This is a genomic window from Methylomonas sp. MgM2 (genome assembly GCF_054172045.1).
In genome coordinates this window covers 23541-44180 of sequence record NZ_JBSYXO010000005.1, presented here as the reverse complement: position 1 = coordinate 44180, position 20640 = coordinate 23541, and the positions used below count along the sequence as shown (strand labels likewise).

Annotated in this window: 18 protein-coding genes; 7 read left to right on the top strand and 11 right to left on the bottom strand. The window is 47.9% G+C overall.

What is annotated here, in order from left to right:
* Positions 1–213 precede the first annotated feature (213 nt).
* Genes ACW73I_RS05665 through ACW73I_RS05650 form a run of 4 tightly spaced genes read right to left on the bottom strand, consistent with a single transcriptional unit; the run spans position 214 to position 4509 of the window.
* Positions 214–1545 carry an STY4528 family pathogenicity island replication protein gene (locus ACW73I_RS05665; protein WP_458028268.1) on the bottom strand — a complete coding sequence of 444 codons (1332 nt, stop codon included), beginning with the start codon at positions 1543–1545 and terminating at the stop codon, positions 214–216.
* Positions 1546–1596: 51 nt separating this feature from the next.
* Positions 1597–2154 carry a DUF2857 domain-containing protein gene (locus tag ACW73I_RS05660; RefSeq protein WP_458028267.1) on the bottom strand — a complete coding sequence of 186 codons (558 nt, stop codon included), beginning with the start codon at positions 2152–2154 and terminating at the stop codon, positions 1597–1599.
* Between the two features lie 13 nt (positions 2155–2167).
* Complete coding sequence (locus tag ACW73I_RS05655) at positions 2168–3679, bottom strand: ParB family protein (protein ID WP_458028266.1); 1512 nt, start codon at positions 3677–3679, stop codon at positions 2168–2170.
* Entirely contained in the window at positions 3676–4509 is an 834-nt protein-coding gene (locus ACW73I_RS05650) for a ParA family protein (RefSeq protein WP_458028265.1), read from the bottom strand. Before ACW73I_RS05650 ends, ACW73I_RS05655 begins: the two co-directional genes overlap by 4 nt.
* 230 nt (positions 4510–4739) lie before the next feature.
* Between ACW73I_RS05650 and ACW73I_RS05645 the strand changes: the two genes are divergently transcribed.
* From ACW73I_RS05645 to ACW73I_RS05635, 3 genes are read left to right on the top strand one after another with little or no spacing between them, the layout of a single operon-like run.
* The gene (locus ACW73I_RS05645) at positions 4740–5681 is read left to right on the top strand and encodes a hypothetical protein (protein ID WP_458028264.1); all 942 of its coding nucleotides are present in this window, start codon (positions 4740–4742) and stop codon (positions 5679–5681) included.
* Positions 5662–6540, top strand: coding sequence for a hypothetical protein (locus ACW73I_RS05640; RefSeq protein WP_458028263.1), 879 nt, complete (start codon positions 5662–5664; stop codon positions 6538–6540). Before ACW73I_RS05645 ends, ACW73I_RS05640 begins: the two co-directional genes overlap by 20 nt.
* A complete protein-coding gene (locus ACW73I_RS05635; RefSeq protein ID WP_458028262.1) occupies positions 6537–8000 on the top strand; it encodes a sensor histidine kinase in 1464 nt (487 codons plus the stop codon). Before ACW73I_RS05640 ends, ACW73I_RS05635 begins: the two co-directional genes overlap by 4 nt.
* On the opposite strand, the gene ACW73I_RS05630 is transcribed toward ACW73I_RS05635, so the two are convergent.
* From ACW73I_RS05630 to ACW73I_RS05620, 3 genes are all read right to left on the bottom strand, one after another.
* On the bottom strand, positions 7981–8925 hold the full coding sequence (locus tag ACW73I_RS05630; protein ID WP_458028261.1) for a response regulator: 945 nt from the start codon (positions 8923–8925) through the stop codon (positions 7981–7983). The genes ACW73I_RS05635 and ACW73I_RS05630 overlap by 20 nt on opposite strands.
* Before the next feature lie 101 nt (positions 8926–9026).
* Positions 9027–10376 (bottom strand): cytochrome P450, encoded by a 1350-nt coding sequence (locus ACW73I_RS05625; protein WP_458028260.1) that lies wholly within the window; start codon positions 10374–10376, stop codon positions 9027–9029.
* Entirely contained in the window at positions 10364–12412 is a 2049-nt protein-coding gene (locus tag ACW73I_RS05620) for a TonB-dependent receptor plug domain-containing protein (protein ID WP_458028411.1), read from the bottom strand. The genes ACW73I_RS05625 and ACW73I_RS05620 overlap by 13 nt, the downstream gene beginning before the upstream one ends.
* Before the next feature lie 408 nt (positions 12413–12820).
* Here ACW73I_RS05620 and ACW73I_RS05615 point away from each other — a divergent pair, with 408 nt between their 5' ends.
* Positions 12821–13057, top strand: a complete 237-nt coding sequence (locus ACW73I_RS05615; protein ID WP_458028259.1) for a helix-turn-helix transcriptional regulator — start codon at positions 12821–12823, stop codon at positions 13055–13057.
* Positions 13058–13062: 5 nt separating this feature from the next.
* Here the strand turns inward: ACW73I_RS05615 and ACW73I_RS05610 are convergent, their stop codons facing one another.
* Positions 13063–14355 (bottom strand): tyrosine-type recombinase/integrase, encoded by a 1293-nt coding sequence (locus ACW73I_RS05610; RefSeq protein WP_458028258.1) that lies wholly within the window; start codon positions 14353–14355, stop codon positions 13063–13065.
* A gap of 166 nt (positions 14356–14521) precedes the next feature.
* Between ACW73I_RS05610 and mutS the strand changes: the two genes are divergently transcribed.
* Together mutS and ACW73I_RS05600 are read left to right on the top strand one after the other, a co-directional pair.
* Positions 14522–17092 (top strand): DNA mismatch repair protein MutS, encoded by a 2571-nt coding sequence (gene mutS, locus ACW73I_RS05605; RefSeq protein ID WP_458028257.1) that lies wholly within the window; start codon positions 14522–14524, stop codon positions 17090–17092.
* A gap of 175 nt (positions 17093–17267) precedes the next feature.
* Positions 17268–17540, top strand: a complete 273-nt coding sequence (locus tag ACW73I_RS05600) for a hypothetical protein (RefSeq protein ID WP_458028256.1) — start codon at positions 17268–17270, stop codon at positions 17538–17540.
* 467 nt (positions 17541–18007) lie between these two features.
* Here ACW73I_RS05600 and ACW73I_RS05595 read toward each other — a convergent pair whose 3' ends face one another.
* The 3 genes from ACW73I_RS05595 to ACW73I_RS05585 form a co-directional block, all read right to left on the bottom strand.
* Positions 18008–18556 (bottom strand): hypothetical protein, encoded by a 549-nt coding sequence (locus ACW73I_RS05595; protein ID WP_458028255.1) that lies wholly within the window; start codon positions 18554–18556, stop codon positions 18008–18010.
* A gap of 16 nt (positions 18557–18572) precedes the next feature.
* Positions 18573–19760: a hypothetical protein gene (locus ACW73I_RS05590; protein ID WP_458028254.1), complete on the bottom strand. Its 1188-nt coding sequence runs from the start codon at positions 19758–19760 to the stop codon at positions 18573–18575.
* 362 nt (positions 19761–20122) lie between these two features.
* Complete coding sequence (locus ACW73I_RS05585) at positions 20123–20275, bottom strand: hypothetical protein (protein ID WP_458028253.1); 153 nt, start codon at positions 20273–20275, stop codon at positions 20123–20125.
* Positions 20276–20466: 191 nt separating this feature from the next.
* Between ACW73I_RS05585 and ACW73I_RS05580 the strand changes: the two genes are divergently transcribed.
* A complete protein-coding gene (locus tag ACW73I_RS05580) occupies positions 20467–20637 on the top strand; it encodes a hypothetical protein (protein ID WP_458028252.1) in 171 nt (56 codons plus the stop codon).
* Positions 20638–20640: the final 3 nt, after the last annotated feature.

The window sequence follows — 20640 nt, the reverse complement described above, 5'->3', positions numbered from 1 at the left end:
GACATTTTCACGTTGTTGATGAGTGTGCGCCCCGCACAGGGGGGACTGGGACAACGATGTTCGTAGTTTGACATCCTGATAAATTCCATCAGGTTTTTCTGAACACCCTGCCCGTTATTTTTCATCCTTCAATCCTCTCTATTTCTTGGCTGGCTGTGCGACATGCACAGACCGAATTCACATTGCCGGGGGTGTGCGCCCCGCACAGGGACATTAATTGTGTTTACGCGTATTGTTGAGCGCCTCTCTGAGTTGCTGGGTCGGTTTTTCTTGGCCTGCTTTGCCGGACGGCCGGGTCGAAGTGCTAGTTGTCGATTCACTCTGGGCAGCCAGTTCTTGCTGCTTCTGCCGAACCTGCTGCTCCGTTTGTTGTTTGCGTTCGCGATTGTGCCGGCAACGGACACTCAAACTGGTCAACACGGGGTTGCCTTTGGCTTGTTCGTGGCATAACCAGGCCAGATAGGCGACCGGGTTTCGTATCGGCTTGTTGCTGGTACGCTTGGCTTGTATTTGCGCCGCGGTTTCATCCAGTATCATCTGCTGTAACTCAGGCGCGACTTGTTGCAGGTAATGTTTGGCGAGTTCTCGTTCACTGGCATTGAAGTCCGGCGGATAGATCAACGACTGGTAAGCCTGTGCGGTTAAATTTTTTGTCTGGTTTGCTGAATCAGTGGTAGTAGTTGTTTTATTTAAACTACTACTACGTGTAGTAGTTATAGGTAGCCTGCGGTCAAAATAATTAACCATATCGCTAACCGATTGTTTTTCATTGCTTTCTTCTTGATTCAACGCCGGGTTAAAAATTTTAACCTGGTCGTTTTTTGCCAGGTTCATTTTTTTAACCTGGCTTTTTGGTGCCGGGTTAAGTTTTTTATCCGGTTCTTCAGCCGAGTTAAATAAATTAACCCGGTGCAAAGGGGTAAAGTTCTGATTTCGGCTTTGCCCATTTACCTGCCGAAAGAAATCGTTCACGATGCCCTGCCCCTCCTCCTCGTCAAAAAATCCCGCTTCGTTGGTTATCGAATAATGGATCGATTGCCAGAGGATTTGCGACAGGTGCCGGATTTGCGAATGCTGATGCTGACATTGCTGCTCGACAAAGGTGAGATAATGCGGATCCAGATAGAGGGCATCAGTAACAGCCAACGGACTGTCATGGATGGCATAGATGTGGCCTTTGAATTGACCGGCTTCATTGCGCAACTCCGAGCACAAGGATATCCAACGGGTTAAACGCAGCACGTACAACACTTTCGAGGCTGTTGGTTTTGAAATGCCTAATTGACTTTGCAACAAGCGATGCAGCGACAGGATCACCGCGGAGCCAGTCATGGCCTGCGTTCGGATGAGTCCCCAGCAACGCACATCGATCGCTTCTAAATGACGATCGCACCAAATGGCACGTGGAATAGCATCCTGCCATTGACCGATATACAGCAGCGAGTCATGGTTTTTACCTTGCGTAGCGGTATCGATTCGTAACTGAGCCAGTTCTTTGGCTATCTGCTGAGCAAGTTGCAGGACTGAGTCCGAGATAGACGTCATAGCCGGGACTGTCATCGCTATTAATTTTGCGTTGAGTCCGATCGGTATCGGTTAGCAGCGACCATCGAGATCACCGGCAAACCATGTCTGGATCAAGGGCCAGATGGCACTGATTTTGATCTGCGTCTCTCGATGCACATGCAGCAAGCGTTCGGCTATACCGATCGGTTCCTGGTCGGTGGCTTTCCAGAGCTCCCATATTTTGACTTGTTCGGCTTCCGAGGGAATGAAAGGCCGGCCATCGGCTTTGGGTAGATTCAAGTATTTTCGATAATTGGCGGTATCGGCACTGGTTAAACCAAACAGTGTGCGCATGACAGGTAGTGAAGCACCGGCGGTTAACAATTGCATAATCAATTCCCGCTGCCGAATACGGCGACCGCAGACCATCATGGCGGTATCCAGGGCATCGGCGTCAAACAGGATACGCATATAGCGGGCCTTGGTCGTCATTGCCATCTCATGAATTTCCTGGGTACTTAACGCCAAGATCTTCTCAATTTGATCGTTGCGCAGTCCCAGTTGGTGAGGCGTATCAAAGTCTCCTTCCGCTGCCATACGCGACACATACATCAATGTGTGCAAGGCAAATTCGGCTTGATAATTCATGGTAACCTCCATGCTAGACAGGCCCCGGGGGCCAAAGCTGTGTATTGGAAAATTGTTGCCGAATCAGGCGACAGGTTTCAATCAATTGACAGATATCAGCAAACACCGGATCTTTGACGATGCCTTTATTCTGTAACACTTCGTGCAGGTAATGGGACAAACTGGGTGCAGGGCCTACCAGCCGTTGAAGTTGATCCGCATCCTCAATCTGATAGAGCTGATACAACGCCGTCTGTTGCCACAACGGGAAGCGTTCCGGACTGACGATTTGCTCGGAAATTCCCAACAACAGCCACCATACGCCCCAGGTATCATGCGCGGTGAAAGCTGCCGCCGGTTTTTCGATGATAAAGCCCAGGCCTTGGCTGATTGGTAACACACTGGCTTCGAGTTGAATCGATTCAGCAATCCGTCTGGCCAACCCATAAGTCCGTTCATAGAGTGTTTGGATATTGTCCGGCTGTTTTAACTTGTTGCTCGCAACTGAACTGGAATCGTGTTGCCGGAGGTCGCCCGGTATCTGCAGCTGTTGATAATCGGTTTGCGCTATGTCGTGAGTAGAATCATCCTGGTTTTGACTGTGCGCGGGTGATTTGGCACTAACATCCGTAGGAAGTTGACTCGGATCATCCGGCCAGTCATCATCTATCGTCGACTGGTTGAGTAGCAAAGCATCAATTTCTATACGCAGACGACTAGCGCTGATGTTCAATATCAGCGCCAGTTGTTTATCCAATTCGCGGCGGACTGCGTCAAAATCCCACTGTTCATTATCAAAACTCGACAGTGTATTTGCAAACAAGGCTGCAAATTGCTCAGGTTTGCCCTGACAGACTCGCTTATAGGCCTTTTCGGTGTTTTTGATGACATCGATTCGATTGGCACCCAGGCCGTTACGCAGCGTATTCGGAATCAACTGGTCCAGCTCCAAGGCATATTCGAAGCGAATCAAATGACGTCTGGATAGGCTATAACCCAAGGCTTTAATCCGTTTACACAATTCAGTACGGGAAAACGATTGCTGGAATTCGCTTTCCAATTGGTGCTGTAGCTCCCTAACGGCATAGGCTTTATCAATCAAGGTCATCTCCCCGCGTAATTCGTTTTCAATCAGATGAGCAGAGAGAATGGCGGATTCCGATTGCCAAGGCACATACAAGCAATGGACGGTATTGAAAGCCTCATCGCCGGTCTCTGCATACAGTTCATTCAGGATGGTCAACCGAGTATTGCCGCCGGACTGAATCATATAACAGTCTTCACCCGGACGTAGCGTGACCGTGAACGGGTTATTCAAGCCGCGCTGGTCGCGTATCGACGCTTTGATGTCATCATAGGCTGGATTCCTTTCCCGTCTGGGATTGTGGTCGTAGGTTTTGATTTGTGCTAGGTTTAACAAAATCTGTGCGGGCATTATCGGATCGGTAGCAGCGAGGTCGAGTTCGCCGGCATCCGATTTAAAATGGCCTTCCAACAGTAAATCCTTGAGCTGATCCTGAGTCGGCCGCTTGATTCTCGTCGTCATGGCCTGACCTCTTGATCAAGCACCGCCAGGTCTAGATCCGGTAAGTTGGGAATGAGTTCCTGAGCCAGCGCTTTCATGGTTTCTAACGCACTCAGGCCTTTACCTTTGCGCTTCTGCTCAAAACGATGCACCGGCATTTTATGCGTAGCCGCCTCTCGATAAGCAACCGCATTGGGAATCACGGTATTCAAAATTGAAATCGACCCTTTGCTGGGTAAAAAGGCGGCTTTGCGTAATTCTTCGGCAATGTTCCGCGCATCGATGGTCCGATCCTGCCGGTAAATGACACCACGTAACGGCCCGATGGGTGCGCCTAAGCGGGCCATGGGTTCCAGACGTTGGATCATCGCCACCGTACCCCGTACGAATTCTCGGGCGGACAAGATTTCCGGCGGAATCGGCGACAGCATGAAATCGGCGGCAGCCACCGCAGCATCTTGTAACGGTCCTACCGCACCTTGGGTATCGATCAATACAAAATCATAGCGCGCTTCCAACTGCATCAAACTGTACTTCAGCCGAACGCGGCCATCGACCGTATCGCGTATCCAATCCCGTAATTTGCCTTGTGGATCATCGGACAGAATGATGTCGAGATTATCAATACTTGTATTGCTGATGACTGTCTCGATGGCCGTGTTAATCAGAAAATGCTGTAAGCCTTGTTCGGCACGCTGCTGGATCCGGTAGTAACTAGACAGAGTGGGCTGAGGATCGGCGTCGATCAAAAGCACACGATAGCCGAAATCGGCCAAAATGCCGCCCATATTGGCCGTCAGTGTGGTTTTTCCAACACCACCTTTCGTACTGACTATCGTTATTTTGATCATGACTCAATCATCTCAGCATCGACATGCTTTCCGGATTGGCGCGTTCATGCACTTCATTTAACCTGACAAACGCCATTGCTGTCGCGCGGTACTTGACGCTAAAATACCACCACTTTCTCTAATTTAAAAGTATAGACTTATGATGATTTTTTTCATAAAAAATCGTTATAGTATTTTTATTGATTTATCATTGACTTACTAATGTATAAAAAAATAATAATTTACGCTTAATGAACTTATTACATACCGATACAGCTGCGGACTTCTCTTTGATACGCCTTTCCTTTCAAGAATGGTTAGCGATCAAAGAACCCATCTTGTTTTCTTTTGCGGACGCCCAGACAGAAAATACCGCGCTATCACTTAAACACGCTAAAAGCCTGATGTCCGCTTATACAAGGCTGGTCGTCGTCATGAAAGTGGGCGACACACTGTACAAATTGACCGGCAAACAGCGAAAAGAAGTCTGGCTATCTGGTAACACGCCACCGCCTGATCACCTAATTGCTCAAGTCATTGATTTGTCGGAGCATGATTTCTTGGCGCTCATTACCGAAGCAAAAAATAAACGTACGGCAAACGTACCGCCCAACGAAACGGTGAAGCTTATTTATGCAGAATTAGGCCTGGAATTTACCTCCGATCGCTTAAGAAGCGGCTTTATTCTGGAAGCATTGAATATCGCACTCAGAGGCAGACCTCGCTCGCTACAAGACAAACGATTTATTTGGGAAAAAGAGGATATAAACACTGAAAAAGCCATTCGGTTATTCAGCGAAGAATTGCGGCTGATTGATAGCTTAAAACCAAAACCGGAAATCTTTGTCTCCGGAGTACTTGGTGGCGCGTTACTGATGTTAGGCATTAACAAAGACGTTAAGGATTTTTTTTCGCGATTGAATGATTGTCAGGGAGAAATCCGCGACGGCCTCGAAGACCCAGTCAGTGGGCTTTTAAGAGCGATTGACGTACACAGAGTCAGCGATCCAGCCATTCCCGCCCATACGGCAGCTGATATTTGCAGAAAAACGATACAAGCCATCGTATTGTGGAAAGAAGGTGTTGACTCACCTAAATATTGGCGCAAGAAATTACTGTCCGGCGTTGACCCAAGACCTTTTATCCGAGAACTAAAAAGTCTAAAACAAGTTGATGACCGCAAGGATCTCTAAAGCACTGCTGTGCCTATGGCTCATCCTGATCTGTTCCGCCGCAATTGCCAAAGAGCCGCATGCCCTAGTGCTTTACCCCGCCGCAGACCCTCCAGTCAATTCGATTTATGCCGCAACGATCAAAGGCATTCAATCCAGAGTAAAGTCACTCAGCGTCATGGCAATTCCGGAAACTGCGCGCATTGCTGACGTAAAATCAAACATCGACCAACTTCGCCCCGACATTATCATTGCCTTAGGCAATAAAGCCGCCGAATTCATCAAACAAAGCCCTTATCGAAGCCAGACCCTGTTTGGCTTAATGTATTTTAACCCTACCGACCATCATGGCGTGAGTCTGAGGCTAGACAGCCAAGTATTGACATCGCACTTGCAGCGCCTGATCCCTCGCGTCAGACAGGTATTCGTTGTCGAAAACAGCTCGCACCTCATCCTGGAGCAAACTCCCTCTGCAGCGGCCTTGAAACCTCTGCTTAAAGTCCAGACAGGGAATGACATGACAAGTACCATGCGCATTCTCGGACAATTACTGGAGCACGATGCCACACCAGAAGACGCCATCCTGATACCCGCCGACATTCCCAAAGACTTGCTCTACGAAGCATCCAAAATAGCCTGGCGTAAAAATATCATACTGCTTTCCAGCAATTTGTCGCATTTGGAATACGGGGTATTCATGACATTTAACCCCAACCTGCTCGCCCTGGGAGAGCAATTAGGCGAGATGGCAAGCCTGCAAACAATGACCTTCGAACCGGTTAAGAAGGTCGACATTTCTTTAAACAAACGCGTCGCTCAGCATCTGGATATTCATTTCGATCCATCTAATCTGAGCTTGTTTTCGCTGGTACTCGAATGAAACGGCTATTGGAAACCCTTAACCGCTTTGACTTTCGGCAACGTTACGATTTGGTCGTGCTGGTCTCGGTTGCCATGGCGGGCATGTTTATCGTTGCCTCGTTATACGTAGCAGCCTACCAATATACCAGTGACTACACTCGCCAACACTGGAAAGCCTACACCCTCACCTTTGCACATTCGGTCAAATACAGCGTCGTTCTGCACGCTGCCACAGTCTCACAAGACATCGTCCAAACGTATGCCAGCGATAGGAATATATTAAAAGCCTCTGTATTCGAAAACCCACATACGCAAATAGCGACTTCAAATCAAAAATCCTTCGCTTGCCACGTGACCGCCGCAGCTATCGTACAGACCCATGTTCTCGATACCGGCGATGCGTGGTGTTTTTATGCTCCGCTCTATCAAGATAACGACTATTTGGGTTACGTCGAACTGATCGTATCCAAACAGGATCTGGACACTTTTATGCATCGAATATTTTATGTGTCAGGCCTGATTGTCTTGGTTGTGCTGGTCATCTTATTTTTGATGGTGCGGCGATTTTCAGGCATTTTTACAGCCCCCTTATTCGAAATAGTCACTGCATTGACGAATGTCAGTCGCGGCATTCGAGGCCATCGGGTCAGTTTTCATGGGCCGCTCGATATTCAGCGGGTAAGCGCCGATTTTAATGACATGCTGGCAAAAATTGAACGAAACGAACAGATTCTTGAGCAATCCGTAGCTGATCGCACCAGCGAATTGAAGATCGCCCTGGATAGCAGCCGCGCAGCCAATCACTATAAAAACCAAATCATGACGCTGGTTTCTCATGAAATGAAAACCCCGTTACACAGCATTGGCACGTATCTGGAATTAATACAGACCGACTTACCGAAAACAGCGGAATTTGATTTATGCCACTCATTCCTTACCAATGCCTTGGAGCGTACTCGGGATTTAAATGAGTTAATCAATAAGGTCCTGATACACGGCAAACTGGAAGCCAGCAAAGTAGAATTGAACCAGGAATCCATTGATATCAAAGCTTTGATGGAACAATGCGCTGCGAAGCTGGCACCCGCCCTCACTAGTAACCGGAACCGATTATCGCTGACAGGCGAATCAGGAATGATGACCATCGATGCCGAGGTGTTACGGCATATCGTGGATAATTTATTAAGCAACGCTTGTAAGTTTACCGTAGACGGGGATATTCAGTTAAGCTGGCGACATGAGAATGCCTGCGCCATCTTACAGGTCCGCGATAATGGCTACGGCATCCCGACTGAATACCAGCACTTGATATTTGAGCCTTTCTGGCAAGCCGACATGAGCCTAACTCGCGAACACGGTGGCCATGGCTTGGGACTTTCCATAACCAAGCGGTTTATTGAATTGTTAGGCGGCACCATCAGTGTATTTTCCGAGCCGGGCGCAGGCGCGCTGTTTACCGTTAAAATTCCCTGGCAATGAGGCTTATTTTTTCGTCTTCCGTAAGGTTATTGGGCAGCAAACCTTTTAGTGCTGCCATGATCTCTTTAACCCTATCGCCATCATTTTGACGCAGCGCATAATCCAATAACCAAACCATGTTTCTTATCGTATTGAGTTTCGACTCTGCAAAATGCGCTTGATGCAGCAACTTGGATTTATTCAGCAATTTTTGGCAAAGGGTTTTTAATGCATCCAAAGAGAATGGTTTACACAGATATTCACTGGCGCCATTCAACAACAACTTGTTTTGCATCTTCGGCTTATCTAAGGCCGTGACGATAATCACCGACTGATTCTTATTGATCGCCATCATTTTAGACAGAATGTCTTCGCCCGACAGTTTAGGCAACATTAAATCCAACAACACCAAATCATGACGCTTTGCTTCCCAAAGCGCATAACCTGACAAACCGTCGTAGGCGACATCGACACTGTATAGATTCTTGAGGGCATGGTAAGCGGTAAAGGAAGCGTCCTTATCATCCTCGATGATCAGTACCGTATGCCTGGAAGGATTCGTAGCCCCATCAAACTGCCCATTGCCTGGATCATTGACCGCGGTTAGCGCACCCGCCAGATCATCCAAAGACACCACAATGAAACCATATTCCTTGGCAAGCAATGCTGGAATATCGATTTCACAGGTTTCCTTAATCAAAAAAGTCGGTCGCACTTGAGCACTAAAGCGTAGCGAGTTAATCAGCGTCGAAAGTCGCCAGATATCCATGTTTGCGACGGCGTATTCGGCCACGATAACGTCGCAGCGGTGTGTGAGCAACGCATCTATCAACGCCCTGGCTGATTTAACATAAATCACCGAGTCAGTATTGATACCCGCCGCGGTCATTTGAGCTTTTATGGCCGCTGTATCGCTGAATGGATCTGTGACTACCAATGCGTTCATGACTATTTCTCCTGAAATACTGGGAGGAGTCCTATGAAGCAACGGAAATTGCCGAAACCGGCAAAATCCACAACACGCTCCAACCTAAATCGTCCATCACCCTAACAAAGACTGACTGTCGCAATAATATCCTGAGCGGGTTTCAGGGTAATACTCGCTGATTCCCGAATGCCACCTGAGGTTTTAAAGGTCAACGCTCTCAACAAGGTCACAATGATGATCATCATTTCCAGTTCCGCAAAATGCCGACCAATACAGTTGTGCAAGCCGCCGCCGAACGCGAAATACGCGTACTTATGCCGTTTATCTGCTAGAGGATTTAAAAAATGTTCCGGATAGAAATCATTAGGTTTTTCCCAAAGAGCGGGATGACGATGGGTGACATACATACTCAAAATAATGATCGTATGCTTGTCAATGCGCTGCCGGCCGATCTCAATATCGGCAATCGCTTGAGTTGACAAGGCTGCGGCCGATGGAAAAAGACGTAGGGTTTCACAGAGCGTTGCTCGGGTATAGGTGTACTTTTGCACGTTCTCGGCAGTCAACGGCTCATCTCGATAGCTTTTGACTTCTGCCGTGACTAGGTCGTGTACGCGTTCATTCTGACCCAGCAAATAAAAAAACCATGACAATGTGTTCACAGTGGTGTCTTGTCCGGCAAAAAACAAGTTAATCGCCTCATCCGTCAACAACGCTTTGGTCATGCGATAACCGGTCTTGCCATCGACTGCTTGCCCCATAGCCGAAATCAAACTTTGCTCCAATCCAGCCTGATTCTGGATGATTTCCTGACGAACAAAATTCGAAAGGTAATCAACTGCGGCATGGTAAGCACGACTTTTGCCCGGCATCAACAACATCAATTTGCCGTTACTGATCATTTCAGCCACCAGGTGCGGCAACATTCCTTTACTGATGGATTCAATCGCTTGGATTAAAGCGTCGCTATTTGACAACGTATCGACGGATCGTCCAGTTAAGACTTGAATAAAGATTCTTTGGATCAATCGCTTAAGCACTTTGGAAAGATTGATCTTGCCGGGAATAGCGGAAAGCAATTTGGCATGGGCACTCGTTGCTTCATGGATAAAAACCTGCTCCCATACACTGACGGCCTCCTTGGAAAATATCGGCTGCATCAGGCGTCGCTGCTGTGTCCAAGTGTCGCTTTTACTATTGACAAGACCATCGCCAAATAAGGATTTTTTAGCCTCATAAAGATAATCCCGGCTTAATAAGCCCCGGGCTTCTTGCGCATACACTGCCTGGATATTCTCAGGCTGACAGACAAAAAGCAGCTTCTTATTAAAAAAACGGCATCGCACCAGATCGCCGTATTGCCGATGAATCGTAGTCAGCGTTTTCACGGGACTATTCAGAGATCCCAGCAACGGAATCAGCAGTGAATGCTCTTTGATGAGCGGCAACTCAGTCGTTAAAATGTCCATTTGATTTGTCCTAATACGGAACGATCGTAAACGGGAACATCCCCCGGTAACAGGATAGGATTTAGACTCGGCTCCTTGGCCAGACTGCCAAAGATATTATTGGCCCTTATCACGAATTCGAGCGGCTTTGCGACCTGGGTTGACAGCGTCAGTCCGGCAATAAAATAACCGCCTAAAGGGGCTCGCGGATCGTTTTCCGGACGCTGCCTTTCTCCGATCCAATTAAGTTGCGCACCAACTCTCCAATCCTTGACGAACTCCCAGTTGATCAGTGACTTGATCATATGTTTCGGTAACATACCGGTTTGATTGCTCTCACTGACACCATGATAGCTATAATTCACCGAAAAATTAAAGTTGTCAGAAAAGGCGTATCGCATTTCGGTTTCTAGCCCTATCCCATTGATCTTCGGGATATTGATAAACCCAACCGGATTGGGTGAAACAGAGGTGATTGAGGTTAAGGTTGAATCGCTGACCGACGTGATTAAATTTTCGAATTCAAACCAATACACATTAGTGGAAGTAGCCAGACGTGGCGACCATTTATTTTCAATCTGGAACTCTAGCGTGTTGACCGATTCCGATTTGATGTTTGTACCAGGGGTTAAGGGCAAGTTTTTTTCAAGAAAGGACGGTGGTCGAAATGCGCGGCTATACAGCAGCTTGGCCGTAAGATTGTTATTCACATTCCAAACCAACGACACACGTGGACTAATGCCATCCAAGACATCGGAATAATAGTCGTATCGCAGACCAGTGGTCAGATAATAGTCGTTGGCAAAGTTCCATTCATCCTGGAATAACGCGTAAAAATTCGTGCGATTTTTTGAACTCAAAACCGGATCTCTGCCGAATGCAGATACCTCAGTTAACGGAATTTGCGTGACAAAGTTGGGCGTAATCAGGTAATTGATTTTATTACTGACATCGGTCACCCAGTAATAGATGATGCCGGCGCCCAAAATCGCTTTGTGCTTATGAAATCCGGCATAATTCAATTGGGTGGTTAGCCCGGTCGCGCCTTGAAAATTAGTCGTTCGGCTTTCAGCGCCTTGAGGCAGCGAACCTCCAAAAGTGCCGGCGGGTAAAAGATAATAATTCCACCGTGTGTCTTGCCCAATAAAATAGAAGGTCGTGTCCAGGCCCAATGCATCGGAAAACTTATGCTTCAATGAAAGATCAAGATTATAAATATCTTCATCTGTTCTGCCTTTCGGGTCCAGCGCAAGTGCTGCCCCTTCCCCCGTCTGTACATTATTGAATCGCTGATACCCTACTCTAAATCTGAGCCAGTCTCGATATGCCACGTCTATTCGCGCATCGATATCGTCACGACCATAATTTGTAAATCCAGGCGCATAGGATGCCGCAGTACCGAACAACCCATCCAACACGGTTTGGGCATCACGCGCTATCGTTCCCTTATCGCCTCCGGTTGTTCCGCCTTGTAAGGAAACAGCATATTCCCAATCCGTTTCTTTTTGACCGTATTGCAGCCATCCTTCGTAGGTGTCTTGACTTCCGAAGAAGCCACCAACATAACCGCCGTTGATTTCGTTTCCTGCTTTAGTAATGATATTGATAACCCCGGTAGTGGCGTCGCTACCATAGAGCATAGATCCGGGACCCCGGATAATTTCTATATGCGTTATATTCTTGACAGGCATTGTCCAGGCGAGTGGCATACCGCCGATTGCTATATTTCTGAGGGGAATCCCATTGACCAACAACAGGACTTGGGTATTGGCTTCGGAATAGATTCCTCGAAACCCAATTACTTTATTGCCGGCTCTGGCAGTGCTCACATGAATGCCAGGCAAGTATTCCAAAACATCCTCTAAGCGCCGTGCACCAATCGCTTCAATATCTTCCTGCGTGACAACCGAGGTTACACTAGGAGCACGATTTACCGGCACGGGATGACCCGATGCTACGGATATCATTTTGTCATTACCGTATATCAATTCCAAATCATCCATAGCTTGGATGGCTTCAGGCAATAAGATGACGAAAAAAAGCAGTGGTTTTGTCATTTTCACGCCACACCCTCCTTGTAATTATTTACTTTTTATTACAACTAATATAACTCATTGTAATATAAATAATTATAGATACTTTTTAATTGTATCTACTTAAGACCGAGTCTAGCGTATAAATTCATTCGTCGCAAGATTTTTGCCGGTACGAATACGTTAAGCGCGTTTACCAATCAAAACCAACCACCTTGATAACTAGCGCTTCAAATCAGCAGATCAAGCTAACTCCCTTTAAAAATACATAATCACCTAAGCCAACGACTATTCTTGCCGCAATCCCACTATAGAAGACCCAAAAAATTCGTAACGGAATAATTTACGGTTTCCAATAGAAATTCCTGACAATTTCGTAAATGATTAATCTAAAGGCCATTAGTCGTTAAGTAATTTAACCAAGGGCAAGCCATGAAACAGAGAATCATCCAGCCGGGCGCGATGACAATCGACGAAGCCGCAAATTATGTAAGCCTGTCAAAAGCTACCGTGAAAAATCTTATTCATAAGGGCGATTTCCCGAAGCCACGACAATTGGCTGGCAAACGTGTTGGTATATTAGTCAGAGAAGTAAATGAATGGTTGGAAACAAGACCCGTATCCAATCAATTACCTCCACCAAATACAAGTCGAAATGCAGTGGTTTGATATAGTTAAGCCACCAAGCCTTCCAGATGATCTGATAACTTTCTCAACCATTCTTGTTTCTCAGCATCGTATTGGTGCCTGTTATAGGTACCTACCACTCCTGGCAGCATGTGACCCAATATTATTTCGCCGACAGAATCTGGGCACCCTAATTCCGCGAGAATGGTCCGCGAAGTTCGACGTAGGTCATGTGGCGCCCAATGTGACACTGTTAATCTTGGCCTTATCAATTCTGGCCTTATTTTTGAGTATGGCTGCCTGAAAAACACCTGCTCTGAAATGTATTTTTGTTGAATATGATTTGATTTATCTCGCATAGGAAATAAGTAGCTATCTCCATATAGTAATTTCCTCCGCTTTACAATCGCTAATGCTCGACCGTAAAGCGGTACACGCTGATCGGTAGCATTTTCGTGTCGAGCATTTTTTGTTTTGTGCTTGGGTATAGTCCACCAAACTTGCCCTTGTTTTTCATGAATTTCAGATCCGACCATGCTGACAATTTCAGAGCCCCGACAAGCAGTCCATAAGTAAAGTGTTAAAACATCTTCAAGGGGCTTAGTAAAATTGGGTAACCACTCAATCAATTCGACCACCTCATTTTCTGTTAATACTCGCTTTGCTGTACCGATCTTAACCCCTTCTATTGCTTTACCTTTGGAACGTATCTTTCCTCTAAGAATTAAGCGCCACCAATTAGCCGCTGTTTCGGGCAATTTTCCTGCATCGGCTGCATAATCCCAAGCTGCTCCGAGTTCACATCTCAATTTACCAGCCTGAACTGGCGATAAAGCGGCGTAACTTTGAATCAAATTAAATGCGATTGAACGAGTAATCGATGACGCAGGAAGATTTTCAACCTCCCCCAGCATAGTATTGAACATCCGAGCAACTTCGGCCCGACCTTTTTTTGCCCTGTGCTGATTTACATGCCCGATCAAGTATTCGTCACATAAAACCCTTACGGTGTAAGCGTTTTCAGCATCGACGATGCATTGCTCTTCGACAATTCTTTGCTGTTCTTTTCGAATGGATTTAGCCTTTAGCGCATGATCAATCCCTCTGTCTCGATCAGCTTTAAGCTTTTCCCATTCAACAATGGCTGCTGGAAACGACATAACTGGCCAATGACCGATAGCCGTTTGTCTCATCCGGCCATCAATTGGACTTTTATAACGATAAACCCAAGTTCGCGTTTTGCTAGTTGCAGTCAAGCGCAATCCGGGATAATCAGGGATAATTAAGTGTTTTCCGGGCTGTAAAGATTTAGCAACCCTAGCATCAAAGTGGCGTAACATTTTAAACCTCAGAATTATTAGGCGTAACATTCAACATATTGCAAAAAAATGTTACGCTAAAATGATAACTTAGCCTAGCTTTATTTGGCCGTAGTTAGCCTAGTCACGAAAACAAAACCGACTTACATTTGAGCAAAATAGGCTTGTATATAACGAATACCAACACATGACGAATGATAACCAGGTTAAACACACACCGATGATGCAGCAATATTTGCGCATCAAGGCACAACACCCTGATACCTTGCTGTTTTACCGAATGGGCGATTTCTACGAGTTATTTTTTGATGACGCAAAGAAAGCCGCGCAATTACTCGATATCACCCTGACCGCACGCGGCCATTCCGGCGGCCAACCGATTCCGATGGCCGGTATTCCTTATCATGCCGCCGAAAACTATATTGCGCGTTTGCTAAAACAGGGCGAATCCATTGCGATTTGCGAGCAAATCGGCGACCCGGCCAAATCCAAAGGTCCGGTGGAAAGAAAAGTAGTCCGCATCGTCACGCCCGGCACGGTAACCGACGAAGCGCTGCTGGAAGACCGCAAGGACAACTTGCTGGTGGCGCTGGCAGTGTTCGATGAATATTACGGACTGGCAACGCTGGATCTGGGCAGCGGCAAGTTTGTGCTGCAACAGCAGGACAGCGAAACCCAGTTACTGAGCGAAATCGAACGCCTCAATCCCGCCGAACTGCTTTTTTGCGAAAATCAATCCTTACCCGCCGTTATCAAAGAGCGCAAAGGCCTTTGTAAACGCCCTCCCTGGCATTTTGAGCCGGATAGCTGCCGGCAACTGATCCTCAAACAATTCGACTGCCATGATTTGAAAGGTTTCGGCTGCGAGCATTTACCGGCGGCGATTTGCGCGGCAGGTTGTCTGCTGCAGTACGTGCGCGACACTCAGCAAGGCGCCCTGCCCCACATTCAAGGCATCAGCATCGAACATGCGGACGAGTGCATCAGTTTAGATGCCGCCAGCCGCCGCAATTTGGAACTGGACTATCACCCCAGCGGCCAAATGCAATACACGTTGCTGGGCATACTGGATAGAACCGCGACAGCAATGGGCAGCCGCTGCCTCAGGCGTTGGCTGCACAGACCGCTACGCGACCAAGCGCCGGTCAACGGCCGCTATGCCTGCATCGCCAGCCTGATCGAAAACGAGCTATACCGCGATTTGCAAACCAGTTTGCGCCAGGTCGGCGACATCGAACGGATCAGTTCCCGGATTGCGTTGAAATCGGCGCGGCCGCGCGACCTACTGACTCTACGCCTGACCTTGGCGGTGTTACCGGAATTGCAACAAAAACTGGCCGGCAACAACAATCCTCATCTGGAGGCGTTACGCGGCCAATTGCGCGAGCATCCGGAGTTGGTCGATCTGCTGCAACGCGCCATCATCGAAAATCCGCCGATGTTGATTCGCGACGGAGGCGTGATCGCGCCGGGCTTTAATGCTGAGCTGGACGACCTGCGCAACCTCAGCCAGAACGCCGACCAGTTCCTGATCGACATGGAACAGCGCGAACGTGCCGCCACCGGCATCGCCAACCTCAAGGTCAATTACAACCGGGTGCACGGCTATTACATCGAGATTTCCAACGCCCAGGCTGACAAGGTGCCGGTGCACTACACCCGCAAACAAACCCTGAAAGGTGCCGAGCGCTACATCACGCCGGAACTGAAATCGTTCGAGGACAAGGTGCTCAGCGCGCGGGAAAAATCGCTGGCCTTCGAAAAAGCCCTGTACGACGAGTTGCTGGGTACGCTGGGCGAAGCGCTGCTCGATTTGCAGCAATGCGCGACTGCTTTGGCGGAACTGGACGTGCTGGTCAACTTTGCCGAACGCGCCGAAACCCTGAACTGGAGCCAGCCGATTCTAACCTGTGAACCCGGTATCCATATCGTGGCCGGCCGTCACCCGGTGATCGAACAATTGTCCGGCATCCCTTTTGTCGCCAACGACCTGGATTTTTCCGGCGAGCGGCGCATGCTGGTCATCACCGGCCCCAACATGGGCGGCAAATCGACCTATATGCGCCAGGCTGCGCTAATCGTGTTGCTGGCCCACATCGGCTGCTATGTTCCGGCGCAATCCTTGACCTGTGGTCCCATCGACAAAATCTTCACACGGATTGGCGCCTCCGACGATCTGGCCGGCGGCCGTTCGACCTTCATGGTGGAAATGTCGGAAACCGCCAATATCCTGCACAACGCCACAGCCAACAGCCTGATTTTGATGGACGAAATCGGCCGCGGCACCAGCACTTTCGACGGCCTGTCCTTGGCCTGGGCCTGTGCCGATTATTTGGCTCGGCATACCCGGGCCTTCACCTTGTTCGCGACCCATTATTTTGAATTAACCACCTTGGCCGAAGAACAAAGCGGCATCCATAACGTCCATTTGGACGCAATGGAACACGGCGAAAAAATTGTGTTTTTGCATACAATCAAAGAAGGGCCGGCCAGTCAAAGTTACGGCCTGCAGGTCGCGGCCCTAGCCGGCGTGCCGCAAATCGTGATTGCCAATGCGAAGACTAAATTACAGCACTTGGAGGACTCCGCTTATATCGAACAGCAAAATCACAGCGAAATCAACCAATTCGATTTGTTTACCGGCAACGAGTATCATCCGGCAGTAGTCCTATTGGAACAAATCGATCCGGACAATCTAAGCCCTCGTCAAGCCTTGGATACGCTCTATCGGCTGAAGGATTTATTGAAAACGGTGTAAACTTGCATGATTAAGCGCCTAGCAGGAAGTCCTACCGTAAATGGTGGTTGTCATTCCGGCATGGGTTGCCGGATCCAGTGTCCGTGGACGGATTGCTAATGTGAGTCGACTTATTGCGAAGCACTGAGCGTATATCGGGAGATATCAACGCCGTTGAGCGCTTTAGAGGTGAAATATGAAAACTATTTTTAGATTGAGATATTCGATGCCGGTTTTGCTGGCCTGCATTACATTCATCGCTACGCCTATAACCGCCAAAGAAAACTCGACGGAGGGCAATTCCAAGCCGGGCTACTCGGTTGACGGCAGAACTTCGGCATCCGTGCTTGCAGCCAAAAGAAGCCATGAAGTCGCTAAAGAGGACGAGATCGGCCTGTCGGTTTTTTCAGGCTTATTCGTGATTGCGGTCATCGGCTTTTTCGCGAAACAATATTTCGAAAAAAGATAAAAATTAACCGGTACAAAATTCACAATTACGGTGTAATAGCGAGTGAAAACATTTGTCGCCTGAACCCGGAACATTAATCAACATCAATGCTCTCGCCATAATTGCCGTCGACGTCGTCCACATCAGCTACCCAAACGGCTAATAAATGCCCTGCGGCACATAATGGAAAAAGGCCGAATAAGGCCAATCTTTCACTCGCCTAACGTATCTATGGTTGATTGGATTGACGAATGCTTAATCGACGTGTCTCTCGTAAACCAAATCGCCGGTAAGATGGTATGCTCCCAAAAATACCTTTGCCATAGGCCACGCTCATTGCGTTTGCGGCGCGTCGCCGACAGCCGTTCGGTGCGAGACAAGCCGTTGGTGAACAATAATTTCATCAAACGGAGGGGAACCGAAAAGTCCGGTATCCAGCTTACATCGCCGCTATCAAACCAGACCCAATTTTACGGCAATCCGCCTATTCATCCTTCTATCGCGAAACGGGATTCTCGCGCCAACCAGTGAATGCGCCGCAGGGAGTTTTGTTGTTCCAGAGGCTTGACCAAAAGATAAAGGGAGCGAGGGGTTATGGATTCTAAAACATCTTGCTCCTGCAGCCTGTAAAAATCCGGAAAGAAGTGTTCGGAATAGGGCTGTTGCATGGAAATGCGAAACCTGTTCATAAGGCTGTCCAAGGTCCACGCAGCAAGACTCTTGATAAGTACGGCCTGCCGAGAGACTCGATTGTTGCTGCTAGCCGTTAGATCGGCAAAAGAGGCATCCGCTTGAAGTGGGAATACTTGGCCGTTGGAGAACCACAGCCTCATCTCGCTGTCGTCGAGGGCATGATCGTCCGCCCAACCAAGCCCGGTCACGACGAGGTGCGAGCCGGCACAATAGGACGAGGCTGCTACCAAAGAAGGGCGACACTCGGGCAGAAAAATTAAACGCGGCACTTCCACCGAAAGCCCGGTTTTAGACGATGGCCGGTTGCAGGAAAGCAGCGGCCAGTTCGCAGCGAACACGGCCATGCCAGTACCTGTAACACTAAGAAATCTTCGTCGGTTCATGACCGTCACTCACCCGTTCGGTTGCTTGCCTATCTGCGAGTTTTGCGGGGTTGGCTTTATCAAACGCCAAAGCTTCTCCTAATTGCTCATAGAATTGCTGCAATCGAACACCGCCTTTGTCTTGACGAAATCGTTCACAGAGCAACTTCAGACAGGCAGACGAAATTTGTGTTTCCTCGGCGATTTTCTCAATCCCTTTCTCATCCCCGCACAGGCCGACCACGTCGAAGATTGTTCTAATACCGACCCTGCGCAGCTTTTCGATATCGGACTTGATATAAAGATAAAGCTTGGCCTGAGCAATCCAATCAATCAGTTGGTTCGGATTAAATGGCGTCTTTAGAAGCAATTCAATGACGTTTGCCTCGGCCAGATTTTGTGCATTATCAATACCCACTTCGCCAAGCCTGACCTTGTGAAAAATATTGATTCCTTCGATCATCTCAAGCGGAAGCTCATGGGATGCTTCAGTCTTTCTGGTCGAAAACATTCCAATCCTTTCCTTTAGATAAACCAACGCGTTGTCCGGCAACATTCCTGCGAGAAACGCGATAACCGGCAGCAATTTCTGTTTGGGCTCCGCTTCCGGGAACACTTCCAGAAAAAACGACAGCATCAGCGACAGCAGGGACGCGAATACCATGCGCAGTCCGGCACTGTAATAGGTACTCGGTGCCAAGTCGCCAGTGATGACACGTCGAATAATGTTTTGTGCGGACCAAAGATAGGCTCCGGTGAATCCCATCGCTAATACCAACTGACTTTGCCAGCGCAGCCGCTGCATGTCCCCCTTTTCCGAAAACATCCCAGTCAACACCATATTCGGTTTGTCCCGATCATCGGAAAGTGAGACCAAATCGGCACCGAAAAATAGCGAAAAAAAACCGCACAGGCAGATGGCGGTCGCAAAGGCAACCGGCAATCGATAGTCTGTCGGAGCATACTCTTGACTAATGGCGCGGGTGGCAAACTCCGCTTCGTCCTCGCTTATTCCCAACACCCGAATTAGGTTTCGATACTCTGCTTCTTTTTTCTTGATCCTGAAGTGCAGGAACGACTCCTTAGTAAACAGCATTAGGCTGCTAAGTACGCCTATCAAGACCACTTTAACGATCCAGGTCGGAAAAGCGAAGGGATGATCAACATGAAAAAACGGAGAGTCCATGTCGTTTACCTCTTAGTCTGCAGGATAAAAACCCAATAGCACACTTGCAACATTATCGCTGGGTACTGACGCTTATCATTAGGAATCGTAAACTTAAAGCCGACTTTGAACCCATCCCGCTTAGGAAACTACTCCGAGTTAGTTAGTTTGGCAAGGCGTTTGATTGGATTCTCGATGATCCCGACAAGAAATGATGGTTGGATCAGACCTTACGCTTTAAAAGTTCTAGGATGACGTAGAGTTCTGATTGGCATGCCAACTGACCTAAACGAAAACGCTTGATATATCCAGTCTTCGCTCAGTCAGCTAGATAAGCTATTTTTTAGAAAAAGAGGATTAGTTCAACTCGCGCCGCCCAAGGATTACCAGCCAGCTTGGCTTTGCATGTTGTCGCCCGCCGTTTGTTGCTGATGAAGATAGGATCCGCCGACTACAAAAGCCAGTGCCAGCATATACAAAATAGCGGCAATATTTTTTGCTCTCTTGACCGCGTCCGCTTCGCTTCGGTTTTTCATATTTCATTCCGATCTTGGTGACATTCCACCATTCTACAGAAAATGTACCGTCCTCTAAAACATATGTGACTTAGTCACTGATAACGGCCAATTCTCCCTTTATATTGCGTTCACCCTTTATAAATATTCTGACCATACAGGCTATGCAAAATGGGTAAATTCACAATTAAAACAAAACGGTAGGAAATAATATGTTAGATCTGATTTTTCAATTCGCGTCGGGCATTTTACAAATGAATCTCAAAGATCCTCATGACATTCCGTTCGCACTGCCACTGGTATTTGCAGCGGTATTAGGTTTTGTGATCGGTTTTATCATTCTCCAGTTTATCGGCAACGAAAAGAAACTGGACCAAAACTAGCGA